The sequence below is a fragment of the Enterococcus sp. LX10 genome, from assembly GCF_023539285.1.
Classification (GTDB): Bacteria; Bacillota; Bacilli; order Lactobacillales; family Enterococcaceae; genus Enterococcus; species Enterococcus faecalis.
The window spans coordinates 1,558,605-1,573,870 of the sequence record NZ_CP092784.1 but is presented as its reverse complement, the minus strand read 5'-3'; the positions used below and the strand labels follow the sequence as shown (position 1 = coordinate 1,573,870).

The 15,266-nt window shown below is 36.7% G+C and carries 15 protein-coding genes; 14 read left to right on the top strand and 1 reads right to left on the bottom strand.

Translation table 11 applies throughout. From position 1 onward, the window contains the following. Nucleotides 1-91 precede the first annotated feature (91 nt). The 14 genes from hpf (at nucleotide 92) to MKZ30_RS07450 (ending at nucleotide 14,092) form a co-directional block, all read left to right on the top strand. On the top strand, nucleotides 92-643 hold the full coding sequence (gene hpf / locus MKZ30_RS07515; protein ID WP_002357293.1) for a ribosome hibernation-promoting factor, HPF/YfiA family: 552 nt from the start codon (nucleotides 92-94) through the stop codon (nucleotides 641-643). Between the two features lie 255 nt (nucleotides 644-898). Continuing rightward, a complete protein-coding gene (secA, locus tag MKZ30_RS07510; protein ID WP_002420121.1) occupies nucleotides 899-3,436 on the top strand; it encodes a preprotein translocase subunit SecA in 2,538 nt (845 codons plus the stop codon). A 76-nt stretch (nucleotides 3,437-3,512) separates the two neighbouring features. Then, nucleotides 3,513-4,614, top strand: a protein-coding gene (prfB, locus tag MKZ30_RS07505) for a peptide chain release factor 2 (RefSeq protein WP_111997025.1) whose coding sequence is annotated in 2 segments (ribosomal slippage) — nucleotides 3,513-3,584 and nucleotides 3,586-4,614 — 1,101 coding nt in all. Because the reading frame shifts where the segments join, the coding sequence is not laid out codon by codon here. A gap of 105 nt (nucleotides 4,615-4,719) precedes the next feature. Next, nucleotides 4,720-5,406, top strand: a complete 687-nt coding sequence (gene ftsE, locus MKZ30_RS07500) for a cell division ATP-binding protein FtsE (protein WP_002361935.1) — start codon at nucleotides 4,720-4,722, stop codon at nucleotides 5,404-5,406. Further along, nucleotides 5,399-6,283, top strand: coding sequence for a permease-like cell division protein FtsX (ftsX, locus tag MKZ30_RS07495; RefSeq protein ID WP_002364071.1), 885 nt, complete (start codon nucleotides 5,399-5,401; stop codon nucleotides 6,281-6,283). Before ftsE ends, ftsX begins: the two co-directional genes overlap by 8 nt. Nucleotides 6,284-6,458: 175 nt before the next feature. Further along, nucleotides 6,459-7,313: a phosphate ABC transporter substrate-binding protein PstS gene (locus MKZ30_RS07490; RefSeq protein ID WP_002357298.1), complete on the top strand. Its 855-nt coding sequence runs from the start codon at nucleotides 6,459-6,461 to the stop codon at nucleotides 7,311-7,313. A 122-nt stretch (nucleotides 7,314-7,435) separates the two neighbouring features. Next, nucleotides 7,436-8,356, top strand: coding sequence for a phosphate ABC transporter permease subunit PstC (pstC, locus tag MKZ30_RS07485; RefSeq protein ID WP_002357299.1), 921 nt, complete (start codon nucleotides 7,436-7,438; stop codon nucleotides 8,354-8,356). Beyond that, nucleotides 8,356-9,240, top strand: coding sequence for a phosphate ABC transporter permease PstA (gene pstA, locus MKZ30_RS07480; protein ID WP_002357300.1), 885 nt, complete (start codon nucleotides 8,356-8,358; stop codon nucleotides 9,238-9,240). Before pstC ends, pstA begins: the two co-directional genes overlap by 1 nt. 16 nt (nucleotides 9,241-9,256) lie before the next feature. Continuing rightward, the gene (gene pstB, locus MKZ30_RS07475) at nucleotides 9,257-10,066 is read left to right on the top strand and encodes a phosphate ABC transporter ATP-binding protein PstB (RefSeq protein ID WP_002420128.1); all 810 of its coding nucleotides are present in this window, start codon (nucleotides 9,257-9,259) and stop codon (nucleotides 10,064-10,066) included. A 10-nt stretch (nucleotides 10,067-10,076) separates the two neighbouring features. Next, nucleotides 10,077-10,835 (top strand): phosphate ABC transporter ATP-binding protein PstB, encoded by a 759-nt coding sequence (gene pstB / locus MKZ30_RS07470; RefSeq protein ID WP_002357303.1) that lies wholly within the window; start codon nucleotides 10,077-10,079, stop codon nucleotides 10,833-10,835. A gap of 14 nt (nucleotides 10,836-10,849) precedes the next feature. Then, a complete protein-coding gene (gene phoU / locus MKZ30_RS07465) occupies nucleotides 10,850-11,527 on the top strand; it encodes a phosphate signaling complex protein PhoU (RefSeq protein WP_002357304.1) in 678 nt (225 codons plus the stop codon). Nucleotides 11,528-11,736: 209 nt separating this feature from the next. Further along, nucleotides 11,737-13,338 carry a daptomycin-sensing surface protein LiaX gene (gene liaX / locus MKZ30_RS07460; RefSeq protein WP_002360155.1) on the top strand — a complete coding sequence of 534 codons (1,602 nt, stop codon included), beginning with the start codon at nucleotides 11,737-11,739 and terminating at the stop codon, nucleotides 13,336-13,338. Nucleotides 13,339-13,412: 74 nt separating this feature from the next. Continuing rightward, on the top strand, nucleotides 13,413-13,736 hold the full coding sequence (locus MKZ30_RS07455; RefSeq protein ID WP_002357306.1) for a PspC domain-containing protein: 324 nt from the start codon (nucleotides 13,413-13,415) through the stop codon (nucleotides 13,734-13,736). Next, a complete protein-coding gene (locus MKZ30_RS07450) occupies nucleotides 13,736-14,092 on the top strand; it encodes a phage holin family protein (RefSeq protein WP_002357307.1) in 357 nt (118 codons plus the stop codon). Before MKZ30_RS07455 ends, MKZ30_RS07450 begins: the two co-directional genes overlap by 1 nt. A gap of 34 nt (nucleotides 14,093-14,126) precedes the next feature. Here the strand turns inward: MKZ30_RS07450 and MKZ30_RS07445 are convergent, their stop codons facing one another. Next, a complete protein-coding gene (locus MKZ30_RS07445) occupies nucleotides 14,127-15,089 on the bottom strand; it encodes a GIY-YIG nuclease family protein (RefSeq protein WP_033601010.1) in 963 nt (320 codons plus the stop codon). Nucleotides 15,090-15,266: the final 177 nt, after the last annotated feature.

Genomic DNA, 15,266 nt, shown 5'->3' with positions numbered 1-15,266 from the left:
AGATTATTCGATATAATGAAATTAAGAAGAAGGGAATTAAAGAGTGGTCCTTTAATCTTTTCTTTACTGGTAGATGAAAGGGGTAATTGTTATGTTTAGATATAATGTACGTGGAGAAAATATCGAGGTAACCGAAGCGATTCGAGACTATGTTGAGAAAAAAGTCGGTAAATTAGAAAGATATTTCAGCGATTCACCTGAAGCAACGGTTCACGTGAATTTGAAAGTGTACACTGAAAAAACAGCCAAAGTCGAGGTTACTATTCCTCTTCCTTATCTAGTTTTACGAGCTGAAGAAACGTCACCTGATTTATACGCAAGTATTGATTTGGTTGTCGATAAATTAGAACGACAAATTCGTAAATTTAAAACAAAAATCAACAGAAAATCTCGTGAAACAGGACGTAACAATACAAAAGCCGCTGTCTTCTTAGTTGGTGAAGAAACAGAAGAAACACCTTCAGAATTAGACATCGTTCGTACAAAACGTCTATCATTAAAACCGATGGACAGTGAAGAAGCTGTTTTACAAATGAACATGTTAGGACACAACTTCTTTATTTTTGAAGATGCTGAAACAAATGGAACAAGCATTGTTTACCGTCGTAAAGATGGCAAATATGGCTTGATTGAAACAGACTAAAGCTTAAAATAAGAGCTGAAATGCCTTCGTGCATTTCAGCTCTTTAAACATCTTTAAAGCACGGAGTAAAGAAAAAATAAAGAAATACATAAAATAACTTTAAAAGTTCCTCTTTTAAAGGAAAATGTCTGTAAAATAGAGAGAAATGGTTTTCTTTCTCGTCAAGTAATGATAAAATAAAACGGATAGATTGTGCTTCTTGTACAAAAAGGATACAAAAATAAAAAGAGGTAATTGAAAGGAACACAGATACCAATGGCAAATTTTTTGAAAAAAATGATTGAAAACGATAAAAAAGAATTAAGACGATTAGAAAAAATCGCCGATAAAATTGATGCACATGCAAGTGCAATGGAACAACTAAGCGATGAACAATTACGTGAAAAAACAGATGAATTTAAAGCCCGTTATCAAAAAGGGGAAACCTTAGACGAACTATTACCAGAAGCGTTTGCGGTTGTCCGCGAAGCTGCTAAACGAGTACTAGGTTTATTCCCGTACCGTGTCCAATTAATGGGTGGGATTGTGCTTCATGACGGGAACATTCCTGAAATGAGAACAGGTGAAGGGAAAACCTTGACTGCCACAATGCCTGTATACTTGAATGCACTATCTGGCGAAGGAGTACACGTTGTTACAGTTAATGAATACTTAGCAACCCGTGACTCTAACGAAATGGGAGAATTATATAATTTCTTAGGCTTAAGCGTTGGCTTAAACATTAACTCTAAATCTTCTGATGAAAAACGTGAAGCGTATAACTGTGATATCACTTATAGTACAAATAACGAATTAGGATTTGACTATTTGCGTGATAACATGGTTGTTTATCGCAGCCAAATGGTTCAACGTCCATTAAACTATGCAATTGTCGATGAAGTGGATTCAATCTTAATTGACGAAGCAAGAACCCCATTAATTATTTCTGGACAAGCTGAAAAATCGACAGCACTCTATACGCGTGCCGATAATTTTGTCAAACGCTTAAAAGAAGATGAAGATTACAAAATTGATATTCAGTCTAAAACAATTGGTTTAACAGAAGCAGGGATTGAAAAAGCTGAAGAAACTTTTGGATTGGATAACCTTTACGATATTGAAAATACAGCATTAACGCACCATTTAGATCAAGCGTTACGGGCAAACTATATCATGTTATTAGACATTGATTACGTGGTTCAAGACAATAAAGTCTTAATTGTTGACCAATTTACTGGTCGTATCATGGATGGTCGTCGTTATTCTGATGGCTTACATCAAGCGATTGAAGCAAAAGAAGGCGTCGAAATTGAAGATGAAACAAAAACAATGGCGACGATTACGTTCCAAAACTACTTCCGGATGTACAAAAAACTAGCCGGGATGACTGGTACTGCTAAAACAGAAGAAGAAGAATTCCGTGAAATTTACAATATTCAAGTCATTCAAATCCCAACCAATCGTCCAATTATCCGTGACGATCGTCCAGATTTACTTTATCCAACCTTAGAAAGTAAATTTAATGCAGTGGTGGAAGATATTAAAGAACGTTACCACAAAGGACAACCAGTGTTGGTGGGGACTGTTGCGGTAGAAACGTCAGAATTACTTTCTGATAAATTAAACGCAGCTAAAATTCCTCATGAAGTATTAAATGCGAAAAATCACTTTAAAGAAGCCGAAATCATTATGAATGCCGGTCAAAAAGGCGCAGTTACAATTGCAACAAATATGGCTGGTCGTGGAACGGATATTAAACTTGGTTTAGGTGTACTTGAACTAGGTGGTCTAGCAGTTATCGGGACAGAACGTCATGAGTCACGTCGTATTGATAATCAGTTGCGTGGACGTGCAGGACGCCAAGGGGATCCAGGGGTTTCACAATTTTATTTATCTTTAGAAGATGACTTAATGAAACGCTTTGGTTCAGAACGAATTAAAACATTCTTAGAACGAATGAATGTGCAAGAAGAAGATGCAGTTATTCAAAGTAAAATGTTTACTCGCCAAGTAGAATCTGCTCAAAAACGTGTGGAAGGAAATAACTATGACACACGTAAAAATGTTTTACAATACGATGACGTGATGCGCGAGCAACGTGAAGTTATTTATGCACAACGACAAGAAGTAATTATGGAAGAAAATGACTTGTCTGATGTATTGATGGGCATGGTAAAACGGACGATTGGCCGAGTGGTGGATAGCCATACACAATTAGAAAAAGAAGAATGGAATTTAGATGGGATTGTCGATTTTGCAGCCTCAACACTTGTCCATGAAGATACGATTTCTAAAAAAGATTTAGAAAATAAATCAGCTGAAGAAATCAAAGACTACTTAGTGGCACGTGCGCAAGAAGTATTTGAAGAAAAATCTCAACAATTGAATGGTCAAGAACAACTGCTAGAATTTGAAAAAGTTGTCATCTTGCGTGTCGTCGATACTAAATGGACAGATCACATTGATGCAATGGATCAATTACGCCAATCTGTCGGCTTACGTGCGTACGGTCAAAACAACCCATTAGTAGAATATCAAACAGAAGGTTATTCTATGTATAACAATATGGTGGGTTCAATCGAATATGAAGTAACACGTTTATTCATGAAATCGGAAATTCGCCAAAATGTCCAACGTGAGCAAGTAGCTCAAGGACAAGCGGAACATCCAGAAACAGAACAAGATGCAGCTGCACAAAGCAACACAAGTGCGAAGCGTCAACCTGTGCGTGTAGATAAAAAAGTGGGCCGTAATGATTTATGCCCATGCGGAAGTGGCAAAAAATTCAAAAATTGTCATGGAAGAAACGCTTAATTAAAGAAAAAACGCAGGGTGGGGCAATTTGTCCCGCCTTTGCTCTTTTTACAATAAAAAGAAAGAAGGAATCATTTTGGAAAACCCAGAAATTCGTACATTATTAGACGAAATGACACAAAAAATTACTAGCTTCAGGAGGTCTCTTTGACTTAGACCAGTTAGAAGAAGACATTGCCGAGGCGGAAAATCGGATGGGAGAACCTGGTTTTTGGGACAACACAGAAACGGCTCAAAAGCTAATTAACGAAACCAATAGTTTGAAAGAAAAATATCAACAATTTCATCAGCTCTCTGAGGAACTGGACGAATTAACGGTGATGTTTGAATTACAACAAGAAGAATATGATGCAGAGATTCAAGAAGAATTGGAAGAAAGAATTCATCTCTTGCAAGAACGTTTAACAACGTATGAGCTATCCTTACTACTAAATGAGCCATATGATCATAATAACGCCCTAATTGAATTACACCCTGGTGCCGGTGGTACTGAATCACAAGATTGGGGAAGTATGCTTTTACGAATGTATACACGTTGGGCAGAAAGTCACGGTTTCCAAGTTGAAACGTTGGATTACCAAGCTGGAGATGAAGCAGGGATTAAAAGTGTCACCTTATTAATCAAAGGTTACAATGCTTATGGCTACCTAAAATCTGAAAAAGGTGTCCATCGTCTTGTACGGATTTCGCCCTTTGATTCCGCTAAACGCCGTCATACTTCGTTTTGTTCAGTTGATGTAATGCCGGAACTAGACGATACAATAGAAATTGCGATCAATCCAGATGACTTAAAAATTGATACCTATCGAGCAAGTGGTGCCGGTGGTCAGCATATTAATAAAACAGAATCGGCTGTTCGAATCACACATATTCCAACAGGTACCGTTGTCGCAAGCCAAGCACAACGTTCTCAATTAAAAAACCGTGAGCAAGCAATGAGTATGTTAAAAGCCAAATTATATCAATTGGAAATGGAAAAGAAAGCCCAAGAAGCAGCAAGTTTACGTGGTGAACAAATGGAGATTGGCTGGGGCTCACAAATCCGTTCTTACGTGTTCCATCCGTATTCAATGGTCAAAGACCATCGGACAAATTACGAAACTGGCAATGTGCAAGCTGTGATGGATGGAGACCTTGATGGTTTCATTGATGCCTACTTAAAACAGCGCTTAAGTTAAGCTCTTCATTAAATTGAAATAAAAATGTAACTTAATGCAAGAAGTTTGCAATATTGACATGTTATAATGAGTAGGATTGAAGAAAAAAGAGATGGAGAGAACGCCATGATTGAAATGAAAGATGTAATGAAGAAATATTCGAATGGTACAACAGCGATTCGAAATATTTCAGTAGAGATTGACCAAGGCGAGTTCGTCTATGTGGTTGGTCCCTCAGGTGCAGGGAAATCAACCTTTATTAGATTAATGTATCGTGAAGAAAAAGCAACAAAAGGTAATTTGACAGTTGCAGGTCATGATTTAATGAAAATAAAAAATAAAGAAGTTCCTTATTTACGTCGTGAAATCGGCATCGTTTTCCAAGACTATAAACTATTACCAAAGAAAACTGTGTATGAGAACGTGGCCTATGCGATGCAAGTTATCGGACGACGTCCTCGCGAAATCAAAAAACGCGTGATGGAAGTTTTAGATTTAGTCGGTCTAAAACATAAGGTACGTGTTTTTCCAAGCGAACTTTCTGGTGGGGAACAGCAACGGGTATCCATTGCACGAGCAATCGTAAATACACCGAAAGTTTTAATTGCCGATGAACCAACTGGAAACTTAGATCCAGAGAATTCATGGGAAATCATGAAATTGTTGGACCGGATTAACGCACAAGGAACAACAGTCGTGATGGCAACGCATAATAGTACAATTGTAAATACGATTCGTCACCGTGTTATTGCCATTGAAAATGGTCGCATTATCCGTGACCAAGTGGAAGGAGAATACGGCTACGATGATTAGAACATTCTTTTCTCATTTATTTGAAAGTATCAAAAGTTTAAAACGGAACGGTTGGATGACTGTTGCCTCAGCAAGTGCGGTTACAATTACATTAGTTTTAGTTGGTATTTTTATGGGCGTTATTTTTAATGCAACGAAACTTGCTGATGATATCGAAAAAAACGTGACAGTGTCTGTCTTTGTCGATATTGGTACAAAACAAAATGAAATGAAAACATTAGAAAAACAACTTAAAGGATTAGACAATGTTGAAGATATTTCTTATTCAAACAAAGATCAACAATTGAAAAAAATCCAAGAACAAATGGGGGATGCCTGGAATCTTTTCGAAGGCGACAGTAACCCATTATATGATGTGTATTATGTCCGTGCGAAAACACCAGAAGACACGAAAGATATTGCGAAACAAGCAGCTAAATTCCCAAGTGTTTTTAAAGCCGATTACGGTGGTGTAAATTCAGACAAAATCTTTAAAATCGCTCAAACCGTTCGAACTTGGGGCTTAGCAGCTGCTGCATTACTTTTATTCGTTGCAGTGTTCTTAATTTCCAACACTATTCGGATTACGATTTTATCTCGTCAAAAAGAAATCCAAATTATGCGTCTTGTAGGAGCCAAAAACAGTTTCATTCGTTGGCCGTTCTTCTTAGAAGGTGCTTGGATTGGGTTGATTGGCGCAATCGTGCCAGTCATTATTATGACGTTAGGCTACCATCAAGTTTATAACATGTTTAACCCGCAGTTATTGCGTTCGAATTATTCATTAATTCGTCCAGAAGATTTTATCTGGAAAGTTAATCTATTAATGATTGCAACAGGAATGATTATTGGATCACTAGGTTCAGTTATTTCAATGCGTCGTTTCTTGAAAATTTAAACGAAAAAAAGCTCTCCATTTTGGAGAGCTTTTTTTGTTTTAGTTTTAAAATACTTGTTATTTAATTTAAGAGTTTTCTCAGTTGTACCAACAAATTGATAACTTATAATTTTCAAGTCCTACATATAATGGTAAAATAGAATGGATTGAAATTAATTGGAGGAATAATGAATCGATGAAAAAAAGATTGCTATTATTTATTGGTTTGGCAAGTATACTTACTTTGACAGGATGTGCAAAATGGATTGATCGTGGTGAATCGATCACAGCGGTAGGCTCATCAGCTTTACAACCATTAGTAGAGACAGCGAGTGAGGAATATCAAAGCCAAAATCCGGGAAGATTTATTAATGTCCAAGGTGGCGGAAGCGGAACAGGTCTGAGTCAAGTCCAATCTGGCGCGGTAGACATTGGTAATTCTGATTTATTTGCAGAAGAGAAAAAGGGCATCAAAGCGGAAGACTTAATTGATCATAAAGTTGCTGTTGTTGGGATTACACCAATCGTTAACAAAAATGTCGGTGTCAAAGATATCTCAATGGAAAATTTAAAGAAAATCTTTTTAGGTGAAGTAACAAACTGGAAAGAACTTGGCGGAAAAGATCAAAAAATTGTTATTTTGAATAGAGCGGCCGGTAGTGGTACGCGTGCGACTTTTGAAAAGTGGGTCTTGGGAGATAAAACAGCCATTCGTGCGCAAGAACAAGATTCCAGTGGCATGGTTCGTTCCATTGTTTCTGATACACCAGGAGCGATTAGTTATACCGCATTTTCATATGTTACTGATGAAGTAGCTACGTTAAGTATTGATGGTGTTCAGCCAACAGATGAAAATGTAATGAACAATAAATGGATTATTTGGTCTTATGAACACATGTACACTCGTAAAAATCCAAGTGATTTAACCAAAGAGTTTTTAGACTTTATGTTGTCAGATGATATCCAAGAACGTGTGATTGGTCAATTAGGGTATATTCCTGTTTCGAAAATGGAAATTGAACGGGATTGGCAAGGAAATGTCATTAAATAATTCTCTTAACACAAAATTTACAAACTTGACATAAAATTTACATGTTATTAAAAACAAATTGATGTAAAAAAGGTACACTATTTTTATCTGTAAAAGTTGGATTGTTTGAGGAGGAAATATTCTTGGAAGATGTACAGAAAAAATTATTAACAAAATCGAAAAGAGCCAAGATGGAGCAACGAGGGAAATTTATTAGTTTCCTATGTATTGCCTTAATTGTAGCAGTGGTTGTTTCAATTTTCTATTTTGTTGCAAGTAAAGGACTTGCTACATTCTTTAAAGATAAGATTAACGTGTTTGATTTCTTATTTGGAACAAACTGGAACCCAAGTGATATCGGCGCAGACGGTAAACCCATGGTTGGGGCTTTACCAATGATTGCGGGTTCCTTTATTGTAACGTTTTTGTCAGCGATTGTTGCGACGCCATTTGCGATTGGAGCGGCTGTTTTTATGACAGAAATTTCACCTAAAAAAGGAGCGAAATTTTTACAACCAGTTATTGAATTACTTGTAGGGATTCCCTCTGTTGTTTATGGATTTATTGGTTTATCTGTCATTGTTCCTTTTGTCCGTTCAATCTTTGGCGGAACTGGCTTCGGTATTTTAGCTGGTACATTTGTACTATTTGTTATGATTTTACCAACGGTCACTACAATGACCGTGGATGCGCTAAAAGCTGTGCCTAGACATTATCGTGAAGCGTCGTTGGCGCTTGGTGCTACGCGTTGGCAAACGATTTATAAAGTTGTCTTGCGGGCAGCTGTGCCTGGTATTTTAACTGCGGTTGTCTTTGGTATGGCTCGTGCGTTTGGTGAAGCCTTAGCAATCCAAATGGTAATCGGAAATGCAGCTGTGATGCCAACTAGTTTGACAACACCAGCTTCGACACTAACAAGTATTTTGACAATGGGGATTGGGAATACAATTATGGGAACAGTTGAAAACAACGTTCTTTGGTCTTTAGCCTTGATTCTATTGTTGATGTCTTTACTATTCAACATTGTTATCCGAATTATCGGTAAGAGAGGAGCCTTAAAATAATGAATGCAAAAAAAGCAGATAAAATCGCAACAGGTATCTTATATGCCGTATCTGGCGTCATTGTTTTAATTTTGGCGGCCTTACTGATTTACATTTTAGCTAGAGGAATTCCACATATTTCGTGGGAATTTTTAACACAACCATCCAGAGCCTATCAAGTTGGTGGTGGGATTGGTATTCAGCTTTTCAATTCACTATATTTACTATTGATTACAATGATTATTAGTATTCCAATTTCATTAGGTGCTGGAATTTACTTATCGGAATATGCGAAAAAGAATTGGTTAACTGATTTAATTCGTACCTCGATTGAAATTTTAAGTTCATTGCCTTCCGTTGTTGTGGGGCTGTTCGGCTTCTTGATTTTCGTTGTACAAATCGGATATGGCTTTTCAATCTTATCAGGTGCGTTAGCATTAACATTTTTTAACTTACCATTATTGACTAGAAATGTTGAGGAATCTTTGAAAGCCATTCATTATACACAGCGTGAAGCGGGGTTAGCCTTAGGTCTTTCACGTTGGGAAACAGTTAAAAAAGTTATTTTGCCAGAAGCGTTACCAGGAATTTTGACAGGGGTTATTTTGAGTTCTGGTCGGATTTTCGGTGAAGCCGCTGCGCTAATTTATACAGCAGGACAAAGCGCACCTGCCTTAGATTTCAGTAATTGGAATCCGTTGAGCGTTTCAAGTCCAATTAGTATTTTCCGTCAAGCGGAAACGTTGGCTGTGCATATTTGGAAAATTAATACTGAAGGTACGATGCCAGATGGCGCTGCGGTCTCAGCAGGTGCCTCCGCTGTGTTAATTTTAGTAGTTTTACTTTTCAATTTCGGCGCTCGTTTTATCGGCAACCGTCTTTATAAGAGAATGACATCAGCTTAATGTTAGGGGAATTAGCATGAAAGAATACAATTTAAATGATACCCATTTACTTCAACTAGATAGCCAAAAAGACCCAATTGCGTTACACACGGAAGACTTACATGTCTTTTACGGGGACAATGAGGCTATCAAAGGTGTTGATTTACAATTTGAAAAGAACAAAATAACCGCCTTAATTGGACCTTCTGGTTGCGGTAAATCCACGTATTTACGTTCGCTAAATCGTATGAACGATGGCATTGCCAATACACGTGTTACTGGAAAAATCATGTATAAAGATGTCGATGTCAATACGAAAGAAGTGGACGTCTACGAAATGAGAAAACGCATTGGCATGGTTTTTCAGCGGCCCAATCCATTTAGTAAATCTATCTATGAAAATATCACATTCGCATTGAAACAACATGGTGAAAAGGATAAGAAAAAATTAGATGAAATCGTTGAAACAAGTTTGAAGCAAGCCGCACTTTGGGATCAAGTGAAAGATAACTTAAACAAAAGCGCCTTAGCTCTGTCTGGTGGGCAACAACAACGTTTGTGTATCGCTCGGGCAATTGCGATGAAACCAGATATTCTATTGTTAGATGAACCGGCAAGCGCGTTAGATCCGATTTCAACAGGAACGGTTGAAGAAACGTTAGTGAATTTAAAAGATGATTACACGATCATCATTGTGACACATAACATGCAACAAGCGGCGCGGATTAGTGACTATACAGCTTTCTTCTATATGGGCAAAGTCATTGAATACGACCATACAAGAAAAATCTTTACACGACCAAAAATTCAAGCAACGGAAGACTACGTTTCAGGACATTTTGGTTAGGAGGAGCAAGATGGGCAAAGAAATTATTTCATCAAAAGATTTACATTTATATTACGGGAAAAAAGAAGCATTGAAAGGCATTGATTTAACTTTTAATCAAGGAGAATTAACTGCCATGATTGGTCCTTCTGGTTGCGGGAAATCAACGTATTTACGTTGCTTGAATCGTATGAATGATTTAATCCCAGACGTAACTATTACTGGAAGTGTTGTCTATAAAGGAAAAGATATTTATGGACCGAAAACAGATAACGTTGAATTACGTAAAGAAATTGGCATGGTTTTCCAACAGCCTAATCCATTTCCATTTTCAGTTTATGAAAATGTGATTTATGGCTTGCGCCTAAAAGGAGTCAAAGACAAGCAAGTCTTAGATGAAGCAGTTGAAACCAGTTTGAAAGCTGCTGCCGTTTGGGAGGATGTCAAAGATAAACTTCACAAAAGTGCACTTTCACTTTCTGGTGGACAACAACAGCGGGTTTGTATCGCTCGTGTGTTAGCTGTGGAACCAGATATTATTTTATTAGATGAACCAACTAGCGCCTTGGACCCAGTTTCTAGTGGTAAAATTGAAAACATGCTGTTAACATTAAAAGAGAAATATACCATGATTATGGTGACACATAATATGTCACAAGCATCACGGATTTCTGATAAAACGGCCTTCTTTTTACAAGGTGATTTAATTGAATTTAATGACACGAAAAAAGTATTTTTAAATCCAAAAGAAAAACAAACAGAAGATTACATTTCTGGTAAATTTGGTTAAAAGGGGGAAAAAGAATGTTACGGACACAATTTGAAGAAGAACTATTGAATCTGCACAATCAATTTTATGAAATGGGTATGATGGTTAGTAGTGCCGTCCATAAATCCGTGAAGGCATATATTAATCATGATAAAAAATTAGCTCAAGAAGTGATTGATCGCGATATTGAAATCAATGATATGGAAGTCAAACTTGAGAAAAAGAGTTTTGAAATGATTGCGTTACAACAACCAGTGACAACAGACTTACGTATGATTATCACTGTTATGAAAGCTAGTTCGGATTTAGAAAGAATGGCGGACCATGCCGTTTCAATTGCTAAATCAACGATTCGCTTAAAAGGAGAAACACGTATTCCTGAAATTGAAAAAGAAATTTCAGATATGTCTGATTATGTGAAAAAAATGGTGGATAATGTTTTAATCGCCTATGTTAAAACGGATCAAAAAGATGCACGAATGATTGCACAAATGGATGATCGTACTAATGAATATTTCGATAGTATTTACAAACATGCCGTAGAAGCAATGAAAGCTAATCCAGAAACGGTTATTAGCGGAACTGATTATCTACATGTGGCACAATACTTGGAAAGAATTGGCGACTATGTCACAAATATTTGTGAGTGGATTGTTTACTTGGCAACTGGTAAAATTACCGAATTGAATAGTAATCGTGACGAACAATTTTAAGATAAATAAATAAAAAAAACTAGGAGACGGCCTTTTTTAGACCAATTCCTAGTTTTTTTAACGTAAAATGAACTGATTTTATAAAACTAGTCCTTACTAATGAGAAGAAATCGTTCTTAAGTCCTATGACAAATGATCAAAAACAAGGCATAATAATGCATGTAAGGAAAACACTATTGAGTGAAAAATTTGCTAAGGAGGCAATATCCATGAAAGAAAGAGAACGCGTATTAGAATTAGTGAAAAAAGGTATTCTAACGTCAGAAGAAGCGTTAATTTTATTAGAAAATATGGCAACTGAAAAAGATGAAAAACAAATCGAAAAAGCTGCTGAAAAAGTCGATACACAAAATATTGGAACAACAAATAAAGAAGATCAAGTCGCAGATTTAATGGATGCATTAGAAAAAGGCGAATCAGAAGGACCTACTGTTGATTCGTTTGAAGAAAATACACAGGACAGTGCAGAAAAAGATCGTGAAAACTTAGAAAGAATTCTTGATGAGTTAGCAACAAAAGCCAATCGTGCTTCGGCTGAATTGGACGAAGTCAACGCAGAAATTGCCGGCATCAAAGAAGAAATTAAAGAAGTCGCAGAAGAAATTGGAACATTAGATACAAAAGAAGAATTAGATGCATTAACAGAAGATGAACAAGTCCAACGAAAAGACTTGCACGTTTTACTTGCACAATTAGAAGAAAAATTAGCGACTCAAAGTACTGAAAAAACAGCACTGGAAGAAGAACTAAAAAACATTCGCAAAGAACAATGGAAGGGTCAATGGAATGATACAAAAGAAAAAGTTTCTTCTCAATTCTCTGAAGAGTGGAAAGATCAAGCCACAGACACCTTTAACCAAGTCGGCGGCAAAGTTGCCGAAGTTGGCGGCCAAGTGGGAGAATTCTTGAAAAAAACATTTAATTCTTTCAGTGATACCATGAATGATAATGTGGAATGGAAAGACATTAAAATGAAAGTTCCTGGTGTGGCAACAACTAAGTTTGAACATGAGTTTAATTATCCAAATCCACAAGCAAGTTTAATTGATGTCAAGGTAGCAAATGGTACCGTGGTTTTCAAAACTTGGGATCAAGAAGATGTGAAAGTCGAAGCAAAAATCAAATTATATGGTAAAATGGCAGGAGATTCACCAATGGAAGCTTTCTTAGAACGAAGTGACATTGATGTGGATGACGAAACAATTTCTTTCCAAGTGCCAAACAAACGGGTGAAAGCAGATTTAACGTTCTATTTACCAAAACGCACTTACGATCATGTATCTGTTAAATTATTAAACGGAAATGTCTTAGTAGAAGAGTTAACAGCGAAAGATGTTTACACAAAATCAACGAATGGGACGATTACGTTTAAAAAAATTGATGCAACTATGTTAGAAATTGAAGGCGTGAATGGTGAAATTAAAGTCCTAGAAGGAACAATTTTAGATAACATTATTGAAACAGTCAATGGTGATGTGTCTATTTCCGCGGCACCAGAAAGTCTAAGTGTTTCTCTGATTAATGGAGATATCCGCATTACAGCTAAAGAAAAAACGCTTCGCCGTGTTGAAGCAAGCTCTGCAAATGGGAATATCAAGTTGGCCTTGCCAAATGACTTAGGCGTTGAAGGGCAAGTGAAAACTAATTTAGGTAGTATTAACAGCCGTTTAACAGATATTGAAGTTGTTCGTGAAAAGAAAGATCGCGGCAATCAACAATTACATTTTAGACGTGTACTGGAAGAATCAATGGCTCAAATTAATGCTTCTACAACAACGGGAAGTATTTTCCTAAAAGATACGGATAAATAATTAATAATTTTAAGCTAGATGGGCTGACGAATCAGCCTTTCTAGTGTAAAATTTAGTAGACGAGGTGAAAACATATGAAAAGAAAACTAACAAAATCTCCGAATAACGTGGTTTTAACAGGAAGCTTAGCTGGGATTGCTGATTGGCTAGGAATTGACCCAACAATTATTCGTGTCGTTTATGTCTTGCTCAGCTTTTTCTCAGCAGGATTTCCAGGCATTCTCTTATACATTGCCTTAGCAGTCTTGATCCCTTCTGGAAGAACAGGAAGCGATCGCGGCTACGGCCATCAAAATCCTTATAATAGAAATGTTCGCAATGAAAATCCTTATGCTGCCAATAAAAAGCAACGTAAAGAAGCGGAAAAAATTGATGATGACGAATGGAGTGACTTTTAATGACATATTTTCAGCGATTGGTTGTTAATACACTGACATTCATTTCTTTATCAGTTGTTTTTCCTGGCATGATTCATGTGAGAGGCATAATGCCTGCAATTATTGCCGCCTTTGTTCTCTCAATCCTAAATATGTTGGTGAAACCAGTCTTAACAATCTTGTCGCTCCCATTTACTTTATTAACGTTTGGTCTATTTAGCTTTGTTGTCAATGCAGCGATTTTACAAATGACCTCGTTTTTTGTGGGGGAAATGAACTTTGGCTTCTCAAGTTTTTGGGCAGCGGTGCTAATGGCTGTAATTATGTCAATTGTCAATACGATCGTTACGGATCACAATTTATCTAAATATGAATAAAAAAGCCTGAAGAACGTAGCATAAAATGCGTTCTTCAGGCTTTTTCGCTGGTTAAATTTTCTAGGTGACATTCTGGATGGCGGCTGATATAGCCATATAAAATGTTTAAAAAATCAACTTGTTGCTTCGAGTAATGCTCAATTGTTTTCGGTGGTTTTTTGGGCATGATTTTTTTTGCTAGTTCAAGCGGTGAATATTTTTGAAACGTTTGTTTAGTTACAACACGTGTTGCTACCACCAAGCCTTGGTAAATTAAATAGTATTTGATTTTTTTCTGACAAGGTAACCACATCAGTTGCCAATCTCGTTGGTTAGCTTGACTAATTCGTTGATTTTGGTTTGCAAAGCGCGTCAAAAAGAGCCAATCTTCTTTGAGTTTTGCTGCTTTTTCGAAGGCTTGTTTTTCAGCAGCTTCTTGCATTTGTTGAGCAATTCGTTTGATTGGTTCTCGTCCTTGATTATGGAAAAAGTCGAACAATTCTTGTTGAAATAGTTCGGTCGGAATGGCACTCTCTTTTTGAAAGGTTTGATGCCAATAGTTGGTTGGGACGAGATCGTAGATACTATCCAAAATTATTTTTAAACGGTTTAATTTTCGACGAATCGAATAAGGACCAAAACAGTTCTCTTTAGTGGGCATATTTAAGAGTTTAATCTCTAATTGCCGCTCATTAACGGCTACTGATACATAAGAATATTGTTCATAAGCATTCATTTGGCGATTATAGCGCGGCCGGTACTGTTGAATCAGTTGACATTCTAGGAGGAGCGCATCCAATTCTGTGTCAGTATGGAGAACATCGAAGTCTATAATTTGTTTGACTAAGCGCATCGTCTTTCGAGAATGTTGATTACTATTAATAAAATAGCTTGACACGCGATTTTTCAATTTTTTGGCTTTGCCCACATAAATAATTGTGTCGGTTGCGTCTTTCATTAAATAAACACCAGGCGTTAACGGTAATTGATGGGCTTTTTCCTTTAAATATTCTTTCATAAGTTTCCTCTTTTCTTAAAAGGATCGGCTTCAAGTATACAAAGTTTTCTGAAATAGTCAAGTAACAGAAATAGCATAGATAATTTCACTGAAAAATAGTTTCATTTTTTTGAAATATGATAATTCTAGGAATTATCTAGTGAATAGCTAGAAACTTGTATTTTTAAATGATAAAAT